The sequence below is a fragment of the Lactobacillus selangorensis genome, from assembly GCF_001437205.1.
GTDB lineage: Bacteria > Bacillota > Bacilli > Lactobacillales > Lactobacillaceae > Paralactobacillus > Paralactobacillus selangorensis.
This window is the reverse complement of the sequence record NZ_JQAZ01000002.1, coordinates 1-19,159: the sequence shown is the minus strand read 5'-3', so window position 1 is coordinate 19,159 and position 19,159 is coordinate 1. Positions and strand designations below refer to the sequence as shown.

General features: G+C 47.3%; 18 protein-coding genes. 13 read left to right on the top strand and 5 right to left on the bottom strand.

Annotated features, from left to right (window positions below):
• Window positions 1-22 precede the first annotated feature (22 nt).
• The 3 genes from thiD to IV40_RS02650 are packed head-to-tail and all read right to left on the bottom strand — an operon-like array spanning window position 23 to window position 1,854.
• Window positions 23-853, bottom strand: a complete 831-nt coding sequence (gene thiD / locus IV40_RS02660) for a bifunctional hydroxymethylpyrimidine kinase/phosphomethylpyrimidine kinase (RefSeq protein ID WP_057768841.1) — start codon at window positions 851-853, stop codon at window positions 23-25.
• Between the two features lie 13 nt (window positions 854-866).
• Window positions 867-1,565 (bottom strand): CPBP family intramembrane glutamic endopeptidase, encoded by a 699-nt coding sequence (locus IV40_RS02655; RefSeq protein WP_057776408.1) that lies wholly within the window; start codon window positions 1,563-1,565, stop codon window positions 867-869.
• A 43-nt stretch (window positions 1,566-1,608) separates the two neighbouring features.
• Complete coding sequence (locus tag IV40_RS02650) at window positions 1,609-1,854, bottom strand: hypothetical protein (RefSeq protein WP_057768839.1); 246 nt, start codon at window positions 1,852-1,854, stop codon at window positions 1,609-1,611.
• A gap of 142 nt (window positions 1,855-1,996) precedes the next feature.
• Here IV40_RS02650 and IV40_RS02645 point away from each other — a divergent pair, with 142 nt between their 5' ends.
• The 4 genes from IV40_RS02645 to IV40_RS02630 are packed head-to-tail and all read left to right on the top strand — an operon-like array spanning window position 1,997 to window position 4,465.
• The gene (locus IV40_RS02645; RefSeq protein ID WP_057768838.1) at window positions 1,997-3,022 is read left to right on the top strand and encodes a zinc-binding alcohol dehydrogenase family protein; all 1,026 of its coding nucleotides are present in this window, start codon (window positions 1,997-1,999) and stop codon (window positions 3,020-3,022) included.
• Complete coding sequence (locus IV40_RS02640) at window positions 3,022-3,678, top strand: endonuclease III domain-containing protein (RefSeq protein ID WP_236698021.1); 657 nt, start codon at window positions 3,022-3,024, stop codon at window positions 3,676-3,678. The genes IV40_RS02645 and IV40_RS02640 overlap by 1 nt, the downstream gene beginning before the upstream one ends.
• Window positions 3,679-3,695: 17 nt before the next feature.
• Window positions 3,696-3,983, top strand: a complete 288-nt coding sequence (locus IV40_RS02635; protein ID WP_057768837.1) for a hypothetical protein — start codon at window positions 3,696-3,698, stop codon at window positions 3,981-3,983.
• Window positions 3,984-4,000: 17 nt separating this feature from the next.
• A complete protein-coding gene (locus tag IV40_RS02630) occupies window positions 4,001-4,465 on the top strand; it encodes a universal stress protein (RefSeq protein ID WP_057768836.1) in 465 nt (154 codons plus the stop codon).
• 38 nt (window positions 4,466-4,503) lie between these two features.
• On the opposite strand, the gene IV40_RS02625 is transcribed toward IV40_RS02630, so the two are convergent.
• Window positions 4,504-6,861, bottom strand: a complete 2,358-nt coding sequence (locus IV40_RS02625; RefSeq protein ID WP_057768835.1) for a cation-translocating P-type ATPase — start codon at window positions 6,859-6,861, stop codon at window positions 4,504-4,506.
• Between the two features lie 247 nt (window positions 6,862-7,108).
• Here IV40_RS02625 and IV40_RS02620 point away from each other — a divergent pair, with 247 nt between their 5' ends.
• The 4 genes from IV40_RS02620 (at window position 7,109) to IV40_RS02605 (ending at window position 11,929) form a co-directional block, all read left to right on the top strand.
• Entirely contained in the window at window positions 7,109-8,617 is a 1,509-nt protein-coding gene (locus tag IV40_RS02620) for a helix-turn-helix domain-containing protein (RefSeq protein WP_057768834.1), read from the top strand.
• A 136-nt stretch (window positions 8,618-8,753) separates the two neighbouring features.
• On the top strand, window positions 8,754-9,956 hold the full coding sequence (locus IV40_RS02615; protein ID WP_057768833.1) for a multidrug effflux MFS transporter: 1,203 nt from the start codon (window positions 8,754-8,756) through the stop codon (window positions 9,954-9,956).
• A 271-nt stretch (window positions 9,957-10,227) separates the two neighbouring features.
• Window positions 10,228-10,884 (top strand): HAD hydrolase-like protein, encoded by a 657-nt coding sequence (locus IV40_RS02610; RefSeq protein WP_057768832.1) that lies wholly within the window; start codon window positions 10,228-10,230, stop codon window positions 10,882-10,884.
• Window positions 10,885-11,002: 118 nt separating this feature from the next.
• The gene (locus tag IV40_RS02605) at window positions 11,003-11,929 is read left to right on the top strand and encodes an aldo/keto reductase (RefSeq protein ID WP_057768831.1); all 927 of its coding nucleotides are present in this window, start codon (window positions 11,003-11,005) and stop codon (window positions 11,927-11,929) included.
• 231 nt (window positions 11,930-12,160) lie between these two features.
• On the opposite strand, the gene nrdI is transcribed toward IV40_RS02605, so the two are convergent.
• On the bottom strand, window positions 12,161-12,634 hold the full coding sequence (gene nrdI, locus IV40_RS02600; RefSeq protein WP_057768830.1) for a class Ib ribonucleoside-diphosphate reductase assembly flavoprotein NrdI: 474 nt from the start codon (window positions 12,632-12,634) through the stop codon (window positions 12,161-12,163).
• A 139-nt stretch (window positions 12,635-12,773) separates the two neighbouring features.
• Here nrdI and IV40_RS02595 point away from each other — a divergent pair, with 139 nt between their 5' ends.
• The 5 genes from IV40_RS02595 (at window position 12,774) to IV40_RS02575 (ending at window position 19,100) form a co-directional block, all read left to right on the top strand.
• Window positions 12,774-13,634: a hypothetical protein gene (locus IV40_RS02595; RefSeq protein WP_057768829.1), complete on the top strand. Its 861-nt coding sequence runs from the start codon at window positions 12,774-12,776 to the stop codon at window positions 13,632-13,634.
• 352 nt (window positions 13,635-13,986) lie between these two features.
• Entirely contained in the window at window positions 13,987-14,451 is a 465-nt protein-coding gene (locus IV40_RS02590; RefSeq protein ID WP_057768828.1) for a MarR family winged helix-turn-helix transcriptional regulator, read from the top strand.
• A complete protein-coding gene (locus IV40_RS02585; protein ID WP_082617906.1) occupies window positions 14,451-15,038 on the top strand; it encodes a TVP38/TMEM64 family protein in 588 nt (195 codons plus the stop codon). Before IV40_RS02590 ends, IV40_RS02585 begins: the two co-directional genes overlap by 1 nt.
• A gap of 218 nt (window positions 15,039-15,256) precedes the next feature.
• Complete coding sequence (locus IV40_RS02580) at window positions 15,257-18,094, top strand: cation-translocating P-type ATPase (protein WP_057768826.1); 2,838 nt, start codon at window positions 15,257-15,259, stop codon at window positions 18,092-18,094.
• Between the two features lie 136 nt (window positions 18,095-18,230).
• On the top strand, window positions 18,231-19,100 hold the full coding sequence (locus IV40_RS02575; protein ID WP_057768825.1) for a DegV family protein: 870 nt from the start codon (window positions 18,231-18,233) through the stop codon (window positions 19,098-19,100).
• Window positions 19,101-19,159 lie beyond the last annotated feature (59 nt).

Sequence of the window (19,159 nt, the reverse complement as noted above, 5' to 3'; positions counted from 1 at the left end):
TTGTATCGCTCTTTTTGTCTGTCTAAAATTTTAACCCGCCTTGTGTCTTCAACCGGTAAGCCGGATGGAAGACTGGTCCCAGATATTGATTGAGCTGGAATCCATCGTGGATGGCTTCGGTATCGAAGTCTTTGGCGATGTGAACGGCCGCTTGCGGCGTCTTGCCATGTGCCAAGGCACCGACAGCGGCAGCTGCAAAGGTACAGCCAGCACCGGCGTTTTTGTCCGTGGCGCGTTTTTGCGAATGCAGCGTTTCGAAATGCTGGCCATCGAAGAAGACATCGATGGCATCGGTGCCGGTTAAGCCTTTACCACCTTTAACGATGACAGTTTGGGCGCCGAGCTCATGAATTTTGACGGCGGCGTTCTTCATATCGTCGACCGTTTTAATCGGGTCCGTTTGCGCCAGTGTCGCCGCTTCGAATAAATTCGGTGTGGTCAGCGTGGCTAACGGCAAAAGCAGATTGCGAATGGCATCGGCAGCGTCAGGATTCAAGACTTCCGTTTCGCCTTTGCAAATCATCACAGGGTCGATGACGACGTTCTGCATCTGATGACGTTCGATGGCCTCAGCGGCAACTTGAACGGTTGGTTCATCGCCCAGCATCCCAGTTTTCATGGCTGCGAAGGGTTGGCCGGCAAACACTGTCTTGAGCTGGGCCTTAAGGATATCGAGCGGCACTTGATGGACAGTGTGCGCCCAATTATGGTCGGGATCCATGGTGACGACACAGGTTAGTGCCAGCATGCCATACGTTCCAAATTCTTCAAAAGTTTTCAAATCAGCATCCATGCCACCAGCGGCACTGGTATCATGACCAGCAATCGCCAATGTTTTTAATGGTTCAGTCATTCCAAAAAGCCTCCTAATGTAAAATCATCATGATGAGTGTCACCGCCGCCAGGAGATTGTTGGTCATATGGGCAATGATGTCGGTATACAAATTGCCGGTCGACCGATACAAGTAGGCGAAAAAGGCACCCATCGAGAAATAAATTAAAAAACTGGAAAATGTATTGCTTTGATGGGCCAAGCCGAAGACCGTTGCACTGATGAGAATGGGGACCCAGAACGAGTCGGGCCAAAAAAGATTCATCAGGATGCCGCGAAAGAGCAGCTCTTCTAGAATCGGCGCAATGATGATTAGATACACCATCAACAGGATCAGGATACTAGGGTGGGCTTTGCCGCTGGTCAGCAGCGAAGTCCAGGCTGCATCATTTTGGGTCGTCGTTTCGTGGGATAGCAATTGGTTCACAACTGATAAAACGGCGGCGGTAATCCGGGCCAGTGCAAAGATCAGAAGTGTTTTCAGCCATTCAGCCTGCGACAGCCGCCATGGTTTGCGACCGCCGGCTTGTTTGAAAATCTGGACAAGCACGTAAATCATCGCAGCGGCCAGTCCGAAGAAGGCAACATAGCCGATACCGATATCCAGCGGTGTCGTCAAATGGTGATTCAGCAAATAGCTGGGCACGACACTGGGGAGTGTGAAGATTAGGTAGAGTACACCAAACAAAAGAAGGCGCCCCCAAAACGGCCATTTTCGTAATGAATGGGTCATCGGTTGACTCCTTTCCAAAGCAGATTTGCTCTATTATACCATTTTAAAAGAGTGCAAAAAGCAGAAAAATGAGGGCAATCACGGCTCCGACGCCGAGCAAAGCCAGTAGAATCGGGCCGATGATGGCGGCGAGTGCAATCAATACAACGACTCCAATCACACCAATGATGATTGAAAATAGGCTGCCGATGATCAGACCGCTGAACCGCAAAATAACCCCAACGACAATGATGGCACAGACGAGCGTAAAGACCCACCAAAAAAAGCCATGCGTACTTTGCTGCTGCATTAAAATCACCTCTTTGCTTCATTCTAAACCCAATTGAACGGCAAGCGGGAAAAGCGTGCTTCGAACAACTTTGAATGGGTTTTCCAAGCCGCACTGCGCTATACTAGAGGTGGAAAAGTGTGCGAAAGAAGGAACGTTATTTATGAAAGCAATCGGTTTTTATCAAGGACTGCCCATTGATCAGCCTGAGGCAATGTTGGACCTTGAGCTTCCCAAGCCAAAGGCGGAAGGGCATGATTTGTTAATTAAAGTGTTAGGGGTTTCGGTCAATCCGGTCGATACCAAAATGCGGCAGGATGCCCCTCAGACAACGACACCGCAGATTCTCGGTTTTGATGCCGTTGGGGTTGTGGCTGAAAAAGGCGCTGCAGTCGAACAGTTTGAAGTCGGTGATCGGGTTTATTATGCCGGCAGCAATCAGCGCCCTGGCAGTGACGAACAGTATCAATTAGTAGATGCCCGTTTAGTCAGCTTGGCGCCTGATAAACTCAGTGTCGCTCAAGCCGCTGCAATGCCATTGACGTCATTAACGGCCTATGAACTATTATTCGACAAATTGCATTTTCAACGGGATCGGAAACAAAACGTAGGACAAAGTTTGTTAGTCATCAATGGGGCCGGCGGAGTTGGTTCCATTTTGATCCAGTTGGCGAAGTGGGCCGGTTTGACTGTTCTGGCGACCTGCAGCCCGAAAAATGACGGCTGGGTCAAGAAGATGGGGGCCGACTACACACTCGACTATCATCAGGACCTCAAACAGCAATTAGCCGGTTTGGGTTATAAACAAGTTGACGCAATTGTAATCTTGCATTCGACGGCTGATTATTTCGACTTAGCCGCCGATCTGATCCGTCCGTTCGGGCACGTGGCGGGAATCGTCGGCACGCCCAACGCCTTGCCATTGACTAAGCTGAAGGATAAGGCCGCCAGCTTTGATTGGGAATTCATGTTTACTAAGTCGAAATATCATTTTCAGATGGCGACGCAGGGAGAAGCACTTCAATTCTTAGCACGATTATTCGATGCAGGTTTGCTGCAATCGACCTTGATGGAAAATATTGATTCTGGTATCAATGCGGAAAACATTCGGCGGGCCCATCAATTAGTCGAATCGAACCGCATGGTCGGCAAGGTTGTCGTTACGGGCGACTTTAACGGCGGCAAATAGTGACGGCACTCTCGTTGCAGCAGCTGTATCAGCACATGAATCAAACCATGGGGCCGCAGGAATGGCTGCAGCCCGGCACAACGTTTGCGCAGACCCCTTGGGAAGTGATGTGGGGTGCCATCTTAATTCAGAATACGAATTGGCGCAATGTCATCCCAGCACTACAGAATTTAGAAGCCAAGACGGCGTTTGAGCCGCAGCGTGTTTTAACGCTGTCAGAAGCTAAAGTGGCTGAAATGATTCATTCGAGTGGTTTTTATACACGCAAAGCGGCGACGTTATTGGCAGTGGCGAGCTGGACTCAGCGTTACGATTTTGATTTAACCAAAATGCGACAGACGTCTGGCAAACAATTGCGGACGGAACTGCTGGCGCTGCGAGGCATCGGTCCTGAAACGGCCGATTACATTTTGATGTATGTGTTAGATGTGCCGCATTTTATGGCGGATAAGTATGCGCAGCGGTTATTCACCCAGCTGGGTGCAACGTATCCAAATAGTTATGCTGCTTTTCAAAAGAAAGCTGAAGCCCAGTTGCAGCTGGACTTAGCCGGTTATCAAAATTTCCATGCCCTGATTGATAACTTCGAAAAAAGTGTCAGGACGACAGCTGATTTTCAAGCATCCTTTTTAAATGAAGTTCATTTAGTCTTTTAAATTGAGGAGGAATCATCATGTTCGGGAAAAAACAAACGAAGGAACAGCCGGTTGAAACGGACGCTAAACCGGTGACGGAAGAAGTGTCATCTGATTTTGAACAAATGCTGGATGTTTTGGACCAGCACCAATGGCTGATCATTCCGATTGCACTGGCCCATGCAATTCCGGCCGCCATTGCTTTTCATGGTTTGTTCAAGACCATGATCTACCATGAAAAATTGCAGATCGAACGTGAAAAGACACGGCGGGCAATCAAGCTCGAACGTGAGAAAACACGTTCCTATAAAGCTCGGCAGCAATAGAAACGGAGGTCAGATTCATGAGCACACATTATCAAAATATTTTAGTGCCGTTCGACGGTTCGCATCAAGCCAATGAGGCGCTCGACAAGGCCATTCAGATTGCATTGATCAATCACAGCCGGCTCGATATCCTGCGAGTAATTGAATCGACACAGTATCATGTCAGTTTCTTGCGTTTGCCGCAGCCGACCGATGATCTGATCGTGAATTTGACCAAGACCACCCAAGTGCAGTTGGAAGATATCAAAAAAGAAGTCGAGCGGCTGGGCTGTCCCGATGTGCGGGTCCACGTCCGCTTTGGCAATGCCAAATCAGTGGTCGGTGTCGATGCACCAAAGGATTATCAATCTGATTTAATTGTCATGGGTGCGGTCGGGGCCAATAATATCGGCGGACGGCGGGCCGGTTCCGTCGCCGCTTATGTCGTCCGGCAAGCCCCATGCGATGTAATCGTCGTTAAGACACCGTTACAGCAAAGCTGATTATTAAAAAAGTTCTGGTCGTGATGACCAGAACTTTTTTAATTGCTTTTCCAATGAATTTTAGTGAAGACATGCTTGCCTAATGTTTGCTGGGCAAACTGGAAGACAGGGTAAGCGCTGATTAGCAATAGGACTGCAAACAGGCTCAGCCGCCAAGTAAACAGATTGACGAGTGAAAAAATCTGCTGGCCCCAAGCAAAGACGGCGACAAAGCATAACATCAAAACACCGACTAGCAGGACTTTGCGCAGGTTGAACGGACGGGATACCTCAATTAAGGCGCTGAAACAGATTGCTCCTGTTACTAGCACACTCAAGGTTGAGGTCGTTGCATAGTTTAAACCGATTACGCTGCCGAGCCACTGAATAACAAGCAAGTAGCCGACGACACATAAGGCGGCGGGCAGAGCCGTTTCCATAATGTTCTTCATAAATTTACCACGTGGCGGATCATAATCCGGATAGAGTGCTAGGAAGAAAGAGGGAATGCCAACAGTCAGCGCTGAAATCGGCGTTAATTGGATCGGCTGGAAAGGATAATCGCCCGCCATGAAAATGTAAATCAGGCTGAGAATGATTGAATAGGCCGTTTTAATCAAGTATAGGGAAGCAACTCGTTCGATGTTGTTGATGACCCGGCGCCCTTCATTCAAGACGCCAATCATAGCATCGAAGTTGGAGTCGAGCAGCACAAAGTCGGCGATGCTTTTAGTTGCTTCACTGCCGGATGCCATCGCTATTCCGCAGTCAGACTGCCGCAAGGCGAGGATATCATTGACCCCATCGCCCGTCATTGCAACGGTATGGCCGTTTGCTTGGAAAGCAGCAATCAATTTCTTTTTCTGGGTCGGGGTGACCCGTCCAAAAATGGTGTGGGTCCGAACTAATTTTTGATAATCAGCATGGTCATCGATTTGGCGCATATCGACAACTGCATCGCATTGATCGACACCGGCTCGAGCAGCAATTTTGCCGACCGTTTCGGGATCATCGCCGGAAATAATTTTGACGGCAACCGACTGCATTTTGAAATATTCCAACGTATGTTTAGCGGTTGGACGCAATTCATCACTGATGAGCAGAATGGCACTTAATTGCCGGTCGGCCGGCAAAGTGGTCGTTAATTGCGTTTCATTTGAATGCACTAACGCTAAAACGCGTAATCCTTCTTGTGTGGCGGCAGAAATCTTATGCTGCTGTTCGTTGCTAAGATGCGCCAGCACAAATTCTGGTGCCCCCATAATCCAGCTGCCTTGCCCTTGGAAGGAAACTCCGCTCCATTTACGTGCCGATGAGAAGGGGACTTGTGCCGTCGGGACCCAATCAGGATGCTCAGGATAGGCCGCTTTGATGGCCAGAGCAGTTTCGTTGTCGTCGTTCAAGGTGAAAACGACAGCACTGGCAGCAGCCTGCAATTTGCCGGCTGCCTGCTGGCCGATCGGAATGAATCGTTCCAGTTTTAGTTTGCCGCTAGTCAAAGTGCCGGTTTTGTCTAAGCAGAGGACATCGACACGAGCCAGTGTTTCAATGGACGGCAAGGTGCGGACCAAGACCCGCTGGCGAGCCAAGTTAAGCGCACCAACAGCCAGTGCAACTGAAGTCAGCAGAACCAGTCCTTCTGGAATCATGCCGACCATGGCGGCCGCTGTGCCTAGAATGGCCCGGTCAAGCGACGCATGGTGCAGCAGACGGGCGGCCATCAGCAAAGCACCTAACGGCAGGATGATGATGGTCAGTACTTTGATGATGCGGTTGATGATTGTTAGCAGCACACTGGTACTTGGTTTTTCCTGTTTAGCTGCATCGGCCAGCCGTGAAGTCGTATTGGCGGATCCGACTGCAGTAACTTGGACATACGCTTGGCCGCTGGTCAGAAAACTGCCGGAAAATAAGCTGTCGCCAGCAACCTTGACAATCGGCAGTGCTTCACCGGTTAATTGCGATTCATCGACTTCGAGTCCCTGTGTTTGGCGGACCAAGCCATCAGTGGGGATTTGGTCGCCTCGTTTTAAAAGCAGAAGGTCATCCTGCACTAATTCGCCTTGATCGATTTTTTGGAGGGTGCCGTCCCGGAGAACAGTTGATGGCGTATTTGCGAGTAACGCCATCTTGTCGATCTGCCGTTTCGAACGGACCTCTTGAAAGATACCGATTGCGGTATTGGCGATTGCGACGCCAAGGAACAATAGATTTTTATAACTGCCGGTGTAAATAATGAAAGCAGCGATAATCAGGTTGATCAAATTAAACCATGTCAGCAAGTTGTCCCGCCAAATCTGCCGGACACTGCGCGTTAACGGTTTCTGGGCAGTATTTTTCTGTCCGTTTGCGATCCGCTGGCTGACTTCCGGTGCGGATAGGCCAGTATTCAGATCGGTCAAATGTGCTGTGGTCATTTCCTGGCCTCCTTTTTAAACCAAGTGTATCACGAATCAGAAATGAGCTTCAGTGAAAAAGCAGCTCCAAAGTGCGATTTATCAGTCTTTGGAGCGCATTCCTTAAGATTTGTCAAAAAATAGGATTGATTGTTGCTATAAGGGCGTTTTTTGCGTGTTTTTTTGTAACAAAAATGGGAAAAACGGTATTTTTAAGATTATAAAATGATATGATAAAGATGAAAAATGAAGAACTGGAGTAGGATAGATGGATTTTGAACGGATCATGCTCGATAACACGAGCTATAGTTATTATCAGTTTTATAAGTTGGTAGAAACCTCACGCCCTGACAGGTACACGATTCATTACTTTGCGCAGCGTGCTGACCAGACTTACCAAAAAACATACAATACGCTGCAAGAGATCAACATGATGATCCAAAAAATCGATCCACAACAGGAATCGATCCTTGTGCCGTATGGGGGCGTGGATACACATCATTTGCGGGTTTCGCTGGATCGATTCCGGTATGAATTGATTCGTCGGAATATTCCGTATCAGCTGCTTTTCTTTATGCTGAAACACCCGCAATCCTCTTTAACGGAATTTTGCGATTACAGCGGCAAGAGCCGTTCGACGATTTTCCGGCGTATGAACCATCTGAATTCAGTTTTGAGCCGCTGCAATCTGCGGCTGCAGTATAAGCACCTGCAGATTGTCGGCGATGAACGTTATATTCGGCTGCTGCTGTGCCAGATTTTTTCGCTGTCAACGCATAACATCGATTGGCCGGTTTCGCCGCAGATCGAAAAACAAGTGCAGGCCGTTCGCAAAGTGGTCTTGGACAACTCTGAGGATTTTGAAAAGATCGAAGATGCGCATTATTTCAATATTGTGCTGACAATTGAATTTCTACGCATTCAAAGCGGTCATTTTGTAAAGGATGACCCCCGTTATGATTTGCTGATTGAAAGCAATCCGAGCTATAAGATGAATGAATTGGAAGAATTTGTCAGCGTTTTGCCGGAAGATGTCCAGCAGGCGGAAATGCATTTCGGTTTCTTTTTGATGAATTTTCCAATCACTTATCGCAATCAAAACGATACGCATCTGCAGAAAATCTTAGCGTACTACAAGTCTTCGCAAAATATTATTTGGCATTTTGTGATGGATATGTTCCATTATGTCGAACGCAAAGCCGATAACAAGGAATTGAATCTGCATTCAGATCCGGTGCTGGTCGGCAATGCGCTGATCATGACGGTCGGCTATTACTTCCTGCAGATCGATCTGCCGTTGTTGTCGTCGAATGTGGCCGTTGGGGGTATTTTTGAGTTTGGGAAGACGTCGTTATACGAACGTCTGAAATTCTACTTAGATCATTTGCCGGCGAAATATGCCGACTTTGTGCCGGTGCGCGGGGCACTCTTGGAACAGTATTATAACTTGCTGCTGCCGACTTATACGATCAAAGCACCGCAGTATCGGCAGACAGTTGGTTTGATGATGCAGACGAATGTGTCGTCATTTCAAGCGTATTCCTTCTTATTCAATGCGATGCCGGAATTGGAGGTCGAACCGTATACGCTTGGTCAGCAATATGACATGCTGATTACTACGTCGGCGGTGTTCTATCGCAAAAATGCGGCGCAAGGCAACTGCTTCTTCTTCCAAGTGGGCGACGATCAGAGCTTGATTCAATTGGCGCTCGATGTGAAGAATTATTATCAGAAACATGTGGTCGATACGTTACGCATCGATTCGAAAAAAGATTGAGTGTTTAAATCCATAAAGCGTTGGGAGGCTGGGACATGGTTGTTGTTCCAGTCTTTTGCTTTTTAATATTAGTAATTTAATTTGCGCAGTTTGCGTAATTTCCGTTACACTGAAAGAAAACGAAAGGAGGCTGGAAATGACCAAGACACACCGCATTTTTGTTATTTTTTTATTGGGAACTTTGAGTGCCTTTGGACCTTTGTCGATGGATATGTATCTGCCGGCACTGCCAGAATTGGAACGGCAGCTGCACACAACCACCTCATTAGCACAGCTGACGATCACGGCCTGCATTTTCGGCCTTGCTGCTGGGCAACTGATCATCGGTCCGATGAGCGACCGCTGGGGCCGCAGAGGGCCGTTGCTATTTGGACTGGCCCTGTTTACTGTGACGGCGTTTGGCGCCGCACTGACCACCAATGTATTTGTTCTGATTGGGTTGCGTTTTTTGCAGGGCATTGCTGGATCGGCCGGTCAAGTGTTATCACGTTCGATCACACGTGATTTGTTTGTCGGCCCCCAGCTGACGCAGTTCTTTGCGATTCTGATGGCAATCAATGGCATTTTTCCAATCTTGGCCCCAATCCTAGGCGGCTTTATTCTCAGTTTTACGACTTGGAAAGGTATTTTCTGGCTGCTGACAGTTGTGGGGGTCATCCTGATTGTGGCCGTTTGGTTCGGTCTGCCGGAAACGCTGCCCAAAGACAAACGTGTGGCCTCCTGGCGGAATATTCTCGCCGATATCCATGCGTTGCTGCATGATCGCAATTTTATGACATATGTGCTGACCCAAGGTTTTGTCTATGCAGCCTTGTTCAGCTACATTTCGGGGGCAAGCTTCGTCTTCCAAGACATTTTCCATATGTCGGCCCAGATGTTCTCCGTTCTCTATGCGATCAATGGGCTCGGCATTGTGGTGGCGACTCGTCTGACGGGTGAATTAGTTCATTTTCATTCTGACCAGACCATCCTGGTCCGCAGCTTGTGGGTCGGCACGTTCGTCAGCTTCCTGATTTTGATCAGCTTGGCGCTGCCGAATAATTTTTGGCCGCTCGTCATCGGATTATTTATCGTGATCAGCTTGGTCGGGATGGTCAATACCACCGCTACCTCGCTGGCCATGCAATCAGTCGGCGACCGGGCCGGCAGTGCTTCGGCCATCTTAGGAGTCGTCATGAACGGCATCGGCGGCTGTCTGTCGCCGCTGATCGGAATCGCTGGCGATCACAGCCAAGTGCCGATGGATGGGTTCATTTTCCTCAGCGAACTCGCTGCATTGGGCATCCTAATCTGGGGACTGTCCTTGTACCGGCGGCCGCAATCAAATAAACACGCCTAAAACAAAAACCACCGGCTTGGGAGGGCCGGTGGCTAAAAGGAGTAAGGGTGTTGCTATGCTTGGGAGAGACATAGCAACGAATTTTCTATTTACTTTGGAGGAGTAAAATGAAAAAAGTTGGGTTCTTATTGGGTTGTTTGAGTTGTAGTCAACTCCTTGACTACAATGAACAGGATACAGGCTAAATGTGAAGAAAATGTGACATTTTGTTTGTGTTTTGTTAAAAATCAGGTGTGGCTTTCGTAAGCAATCATCTATGGGGGGTAATTTTATGAAAGTAACTGCGCTATTTTTTGATTTGGATGGGACCATTGTTGACTCCAACCATGGGATCATGCAGGCGCTGCGGCACACAGTTGATGAAATGGGATGGGCACCGCTGAGCGATGCGGACTACCACTTTTGGATCGGACCGCCGCTAGGAGAGTCGATTCAAAGATTTTATCAAATTTCGGATCAGGAGACGATCAACGAGGCCATTCAGATCTTTAATTCGTACTATTATAAACATGGCATGTATGAGGCACATGTTTATAACGGCATTACGCAAGTTCTGAACGAGCTGCATGACAAGTATCCGATCTATGTCGCCACTTCGAAGCCGGAAAAAATTGCCGAACAAATGCTGGATCACTTTGACATGCTTCAGTATTTGAAAGGCGTTTATGGTTCCGAACGGGGCGCCATCTGGGATCGCAGTTTTGATGTGCTGGGCAATGCGTTTGAACAAACAAAAATTGTTCCGCAGGAAAGCATTATGATCGGCGATCGGCAGACAGACATGCTGGGGGCGCAGCAGAAACAAATGCGGCGGATCGGTGTCTTATATGGGTTCGGGACCAAAACCGAGCTTTTGGAATCCGGTGCGCAGGCATTAGCGGCGCTGCCAAAGGACATTCCTGGCATTGTTGCTAAAATGGATCAGTAAGAAGCAAGCGGTCGTGGCACAAGTCACGGCCGCCCTTTTAAATTCACGTACGTTTTATTTTGACAGTTGGCTTCAAAGTGTTGTACGGTGGAAGCGATTAAAAAAGGGAGGTCCAGATATGAGTGATGAATTAAGTTTGTCGTCCAAAGTTACCTTGAATAACGGTCAAAAAATGCCGGTTGAAGGTTTAGGCGTCTGGAAAGCAACTTTGCATGAAGCATCTTTTGCCGTTGAAACGGCGATCAAAGACGGGTACCTGCTGATTGATACAGCAAAGCAGTACGGGAATGAAGCCGGTGTCGGCGACGGGATTCGCAAAGGATTAGCCGCCACTGGCAAGAAACGGGAAGATCTCTTTATTACTACTAAAGTGTTCAATGGCGACCAAGGCTACCAGAAGACATTGGATAATTTCCAGGGCAGTTTGGATCGATTAGGGCTGGACTACTTGGACCTGTATCTGATTCATTGGCCTGTTGATGGGTTGTACAAGGAAACCTGGCAGGCACTGGAAAAACTGTATTCAGAAGGCAAAGTGAAGTCGATTGGTGTTTCTAATTTCGATCAGGAACATATGGACGACCTTTTGCAGGATGCAACGGTAACACCAGCTGTCGATCAGATCGAATTCAACCCATTGCTGCAGCAAGAAGAGATGCGCGATTATGCCAAGAAAATCGACATGAAGATTGAAGCATGGTCGCCATTAGGTGGCGGCCAAGCCTTGAATGATCCTAAGCTGAAGAAGATTGCCGATCAATACGGCAAGTCGGTTGCGCAGGTCATTTTACGTTGGGACCTGCAGAGCAACATCATCACCATTCCTAAGTCCGTTCATGCACAGCGGATTGAACAGAATGCAGATATTTACGACTTTGAATTGAGCGATGATGATATGGGCGCCATTTCGCTGCTCAATCAGAACAAGCGCAGTTTATGGTATCAGGACTTTGACTGGCACACCCCGCATAAGCAGAATGCTTATCACGATGAAGTCGATCAGTGGCCGGATGCGAAGGACTTCCCAGTCGATTACAAGAAATAATAGGTGCAAAAAAGAGGCTGTGACCTAAGTGTCTCTTTCACGAAAAATGACTCTTTAAAATGCAATTTTTGCATTTAAAGAGTCATTTTTGTTTTAATTGTATAAATTTGCGAAACGCGGTAGCCATCTGGTATTTACATTGCGCAGTAACCAGCTAAGTAAATACCTAGCTGTCCTCGCGGGGGCGTGACAACGAAGTCAAAAAGCGACTTCTGTCCCGCTCCCTTTTAGTTAAGCTTCCTGATGTGCATTTTGGGTGTTGACGAGCGTGGCATAGATTCGTTCGACATCGCTTTGGGTGCCCCGTAATTCGTAATCATCCAAAAATGGGAAGCCGTAATCATGGGCATATCGTTTGGCAGTCAGACAGTACTGCAAATTGAAGTTTTTATTGCCGCTGCCGACAATCCCAAGACAGCGCGTCCGATTGTCATCATAGGCAATGTATTCGCCCAGTGAGTTGGTCATCAACTCTTTGACGCCATTATCGATTCCGTTGCCGCCATCTAAGTAAGTGGGCACAAAGGCAAAATAGGCATGTGATTCACGTTCAGGTGCATCCGCATCTGAAATTTCTTTGGCATGGATGACCGGCTGATTATCGTTCAAAGCATGCTGCTGCTGTGCATAATCGCTGAGTTCTTCGATGAAGGCATGGGTGTTGCCGGAGATGGAAATATATAAAATATAAATAGGAGCTGTCATTTTTTCACCAACCTTTATAGCATTGGTTTTAATGTATCACACTTCTTTAGTTAGGGCGGCTCAATTTCTAGAATCTTTTGAAATATGCTAGAATTAGACCAAAGCAATTCTATGGAACAAAATAGAAGGGAATGGGAATATGCGTGAAGCAGCTCATCATCAACAAAAGACGGCCAAGCCTACTCATCGTGGTTTGAGCCGGTTTCTTGGTTTTCTCCTGACGATCTCCTTATTTGTGACGGTCGGTGCATTCTTAACACGGCAAACCGTTTTAAACGTCAATTATGTGACGAATACGTTAACTTCGTCCCAAAATTTATCTGCAATTACCAAAGCCACGGATAAACAAATTCAGACAGTGGCCACAGAAAATGGGCTGCCATCTGAACTGACGAAAGATTTAGTGACCAAGGCTGACATCAAGACGGATCTGACGACAACTGTAACCAATCTTTATCATGGCGATACGACACCGTTATCGACGAGCACAATTTCAACGCAGTTGACAACGAATCTGAATAATGTTGCCGCTGAAAACAGCCTGACCCTAAGCAGTACAGTTCAAGCGCTGATTCAGCCGTTTATCAATTCCGCTGCTCAAAAAGTGCAGACGAAAATCAGTGACCAGTATTCCTTGAAGAAAGTCGTTGCCGTTTTGCATGATGCTGAATTTTATACAGCCGCCTTATTCTGGGGCGGGCTAGTCGTTTCGCTGGCACTTGGGTTATGGCTCTTTATCATGGCCCATTTGAGCAGTTTCTGCCGTTACTTCGGTGGAGCTGCTTTCTGGGCTGGATTACTCTGGGTCCTCTTAGGGTTTATGGGCACGACTGCTGTAGCTCAGAATATTGTTGTCGGTACGATTGAAAATACCGATGTTGCCAATATTGCCCAGCAGCTCATAACTGGCGTCAGTCAGACTTACATGCTCGGCGGGGCCATTGCCCTTGTCGTCGGATTGGTCTTGTGGCTCTTTTCTTTGATGGGCCGCCGACGTTAATCAATTAAATTTTATGAACAGGAGCTGCACATGTAAATCAATGCGCAGCTCCTTTTTTATTGGTCATGTTAAAATAGATTGATGCAGGTTTGCACAGATTTTGTGACACTTTTTTTAAGCCGGCCGAAAGCAAAGCTGGTCCTCAGAAAAAGAATGGCGGCAGTTGCAATAGGCTGTTTTTGAAGCGACGGGCTTTGCTTGCTAAAAGTAAATTTTGTATAATAAAGTTGATCGGAATATAAATTTTATCATAATCAATCGCGAAACGCCTAAGTTGAGGGCATTGGCACAAGTCTAATTGCAAATGGATTTTCTGTAATGAGCGGTATGCCATTTATTGGAGGGGACTTTCATGGCAGATGAAGATCTGTTATTAAAAGATCAGCTGTGTTTTGCCATTTATAAAACGGCAAAAGAGTACAATCGGTTTTATGCGGTACCGCTCAAAAAGTATTACTTGACCTACGTACAGTACATTACATTATTGGCGCTATGGGAACATGACCATTCGACCGTCAATGACTTGGGAAAGGTTTTGGAGCTCGATAGCGGGACATTGACACCATTACTGAAATTGCTGGAAAAACGGGGCTGGCTGACACGGGAGCGGTCACGTGTCGATGAGCGCAAGGTGATCGTTTCATTAACGCCCAAGGCCAAAAAGCTGAAACCACAAATCATGGCGGAAGTATCTTCTTGCTTGGACAATATGGGGTATTCGTATGATGAGATTCATCAGCTGATTACCATGGTCGATCAAATCAATCAGCGGGTCAAGGATGCTGAAGCAAAAGAACCGCATCTAGCTGAAGTATAATGATGAAGCGGATTGTGCGCACCATCGTAACCTTGATTCCAATTGCGGGGCTGGCCGTTTTTATTTATTTTATCTGGCGGCTCCATGCGGCCGGTTCGCAATCTGCAGTCGCTAAATTACAAGCCACTTTGCAGACTTGGGGTGCGTATGCGCCAATCGGCTTTATGCTGTTTCAGGCGGTACAAGTGTTAGTACCGATTCTGCCCGGCGGCTTGTCAGTGCTGCTTGGTTCCTTGTTGTTCGGATTCTGGGGCGGCATTTTATACAGTTACTTAGGAATCGTGGCCGGTGAAATTGTCGGCTTTTTGCTGGTCCGTCATGTCGGCGTTCGTTTATTGGCTTACTTGTTTTCGGAAAAAAGTTTTGCCAAGTATGAACGAATCGCCGAAAATCAATCGCAGAATATGGAAAAAGTGCTGATTGGAACGTTGCTGATTCCTTTTGCACCCGATGACATCGTCTGCCTCGTTTCGGGACTGAGCAAACTCCCGTTTCGGGAATATCTGGTGACGATCATCCTGCTCAAGCCCTTTTCGATCGGGCTCTACAGCTTTTTCCTGACCTACGTCTTTCATAAAACGATTTAAATCGGACGAATGAGACAGAATTGTCTGTTTTCTCATTCGTCTTTTTGTGTTACAGTGCTCGTTGTGAGTTGGTAGACAAGGTTTTTACGACCCAGCAAGGCCCCATTATTTCGAGTGCGTCATGAAATCGGGGCATGTGTTATAATTACGTTGCCTATGAGGACGCGTAGCAAACGTTTTCAGGATTTTTTTAATTTAGAGATAAGGGACGGATCAATATGCAGAAATCTTCAGGGGATGAGGCGCAGCAAATCAAGGCCTTCTCCCAGGCTGATATTCAAGAGGTTTATCAGCAGCTTGGAACGAGTGCACAAGGTTTAACGAGTGCAGAAGCAAAAAAGCGTGAAGAAAAATATGGGGAAAATGTCATTCAGAAGAAAAAACAAGAACCCCTCATTCTTCGCTTTTTGAAAAATTTCACCAGCCTGATGGCGATCTTACTCTGGGTCGGTGGTGCCGTAGCGATGTTTGCCGGCATGATGACGATGGGGATCGCAATCTGGTTAGTGAATATTATCAATGGGATCTTTAGTTTCTGGCAAGAATTTCAGGCGACCAAGGCAACCGATGCCTTGAGTAAAATGCTGCCGTCTTATGTCCGTGCAATGCGGGATGGCAAGCAGCAGCAGATCTTAGCCCAAGACGTCGTGCCGGGCGATGTGATTGCCTTTGAAGAAGGTGACAATGTCGCCGCAGATATGCGGCTGATTTCTTCCACCGATTTAAAGGCTGATCAAGCCGCTTTAACAGGTGAATCCAATCCGATCGCCAAGAGTTTGAAAGTCGATGCGAATACAAAGGGCCGTTACGACGAGAACAACATTCTCTATGCGGGGACCAGTATTTCAACTGGGAGCGGCACTGGTGTGGTTCTCTCAACTGGGATGAACACCGAATTCGGTCACATTGCGCAATTGACGCAATCGGTCAAACCGAAACCAAGTCCATTGGAAAAAGAGCTCGACGTGCTGACACGGCAGATTTCATTGCTGGCAATCACGATGGGCGTTTTATTCTTTGTTGCCGCCATCTTTATTGTGCATTATCCATGGGCCCAAGCCTTTATTTTTGCGCTCGGCATGGTTGTTGCCTTCATTCCAGAAGGTCTACTGCCAACCGTAACGCTGTCATTGGCTGCGGCCACCAATCGGATGGCTAAGAAACACGCTTTAGTCAAACAATTATCGAGTGTTGAAACATTAGGGTCAACCAATGTCATTTGTTCCGATAAGACCGGGACTTTGACGCAAAATCAGATGACTGTGCAGCAATTATGGCTGCCAAAAGAAAGTCTGACTGTTACTGGTTTGGGCTATTCACCGGATGGGCAAGTGCAGGCGGATGGCAAGCAGGTTGAAGCTAAAAATGATTCGGATTTGAATACGCTGCTGACGGGTGCCGCATTGGATAGCAATGCCCGTGTTGTTGCCCCAACGGAGAAAAACCCGAAGTACACCGTTTTGGGCGATCCAACCGAAGCTTGCTTAGGCGTCGCTGCGCAAAAATCCGGAATCAATTTAGATGATTTGCACAAACAATTGCCACGTGTCAAAGAAATTCCATTTGATTCCGATCGGAAACGGATGACCACGATTCAGAAGGTCAGCGACACCGAACGAGTGGCCTATATTAAAGGGGCACCAAGTGAAGTGCTGGCCGTCAGCACTGCTTATTTGAAAGATGGGCAAGTGCAGCCGTTGTCGGACGAGCTGAAGAACAAGATTATGGCGCAAAATGATTCCTTTGCCAAAGAAGGACTGCGTGTCCTTGGGGTCGGCTACCGTGATATTGTCAAAGGCAAAACCGATTTGCCGGATTCATTAGATGATTATTCGATTGACAATGTCGAACAACAGATGGTCTTTGTCGGGCTGATTGCCATGAGTGATCCGCCCCGTCCAGAAGTGGCACAAGCCATCAAAGAATGCCATGAGGCCAGCATCAAAGTCATCATGGTTACTGGTGATTATGGTTTGACTGCTGAAAGCATTTCACGAAAAATCGGCATTATCGGACCAGATGAAGACTGTGAAGTTGTTACCGGACCGCAATTGGCCAAAATGAACGACAAAGAATTGAAGGACGCTTTACGGGGCCCAATCATCTTTGCCCGGATGGCACCAGAACAGAAGTATCGCATTGTGAACGCCTTGCAGGAAATGGGCAATATTGTTGCCGTTACCGGTGATGGGGTCAACGATGCACCGGCTTTGAAGAAAGCCGATATCGGGATTGCTATGGGTAAAAACGGGACTGATGTGGCGAAGGAAGCTGCCAATATGATTCTGACCGATGACAACTTCGCTTCGATTGTGTCTGCCATTGAAGAAGGTCGGACAGTTTACAGCAACATTCAGAAGTTCTTGCTGTACATCTTGAATAGTAACGCTCCTGAAGCCGCACCATCGATTGCCTTCTTGTTCTCAAATGGTTTGATTCCATTGCCATTGACGGTTATGCAGATTTTGTCCGTCGATTTAGGGACCGATATGCTGCCGGCTTTAGGCTTGGGGACCGAACAAACAGAACCTGGGACCATGCAGAAGCCGCCCCGTTCGCAAAAGGATCATTTGATTTCGAAAGGGTTGGTTGCGAAGGCATTCGGCTGGTACGGTTTAGTCGCATCGTTGATTTCACTGGGAGCCTACTTCTTCGTCAACCATGTACGCGGCGGCTGGCCGAACGTTGCTTTGGCCGCTTCCGGTACCCCAATCTATCGGGAAGCAACAACCATGACATTAGCAGCGATCGTTTTCTGTCAGATTGCCGCAGCAATCAACTGCCGGACTAAGAAGATTTCCGTCTTCAAGATTGGTTTGTTCAGCAACAAACGGGTCTGGGAAGGAATCATCTTCGAAATCTGCTTGATTATTGCTTTGATTTACATTCCATTTTTGCAAGGAATCTTCAATACAGCACCATTGCAGTGGAATGAATGGCTCTTCTTGATCTGCATTCCGATTCCGCTGGTTCTCATCGAAGAACTCCGGAAGTACTTTGTGCGGCGCCATGATGCCCGCAAGAAAGCGGAAGCAATCGCCAACAAAGCTGCTTAAAACAAAAGTCGGAACAAAATTTTTGTTCCGGCTTTTTTGATGATAAACATCATTTGACCAGAAAACATTTGACCGCTTTTCAGTTTAAAAATATACTTAACATAATTGATTTGAATATACCAAGGGAGCTATGAGAATGAAAACGGCAGTTGTCACGGACAGTGCGGCGTATCTCGCACCTGATCTCGCTCAAAAGTACCATATCACGATTGTTCCAATCACCGTTATTTTCGGAAGCAAGACTTATCTGGAAGGTGTCGATATCACTTCGGACGAATTTTACGATAAGCTGAAAAATACAGTGACGTTACCGACGACTTCACAAATTACAATGACGCAGATGAAAGATGTTTACGATCGTTTGGCCGCTGAAGGCTATGATGAAGTCATTTCGATCCATTTATCATCTGGCATTACGACTTTCTTCGAAAATTTACAGGCGTTTGTGCCGAGCGTTAAAAATATCCATGTTTATCCGTTTGATTCCAAAATGGCGAGTGCTGGGGAAGCCGATTTGGCCTTATTGGCCGCTCGGTTAGTACAAGCAGGCAAAACGGCCGCTGAAATCATGCCGATTCTGGCTGAATTTCAGAAGACACTCGGTGTTTACTTCGTGGTGGATGATATCCGTCATTTGCTGCGGACGGGCCGTATCTCCAATAGTGCGGCCTTTGTCGGCAACCTGCTCCGAATTAAACCGCTGCTGACTTTCGATGCGGACGGCAAAATCGTTGCCATTGGCAAAGAACGCACCATGAAAAGGGCGTTTAAATACATTCAGACGCATTTCAGCGACGACATTGCTAATGTGTCCTATCCGGTTCAAGCAACGATTGTGGACGGTTACAATCCGATTGAGAGCAAGACGTGGGTCGATACGATTCAAACCGAACATCCCAACGTACGAATCGAAACCAGTCACATCGGACCGGTTGTCGGTGTTCATACCGGTGAAAAAGTGATGGGCATGATTTGGGCTGCCGATTGGCAGACATTCGAAGGCTAAAAATTTAAGCAAGTAAAAGGGAGCGCGACAGAAGTTGCTTTTTGACTTCGTTGTCACGC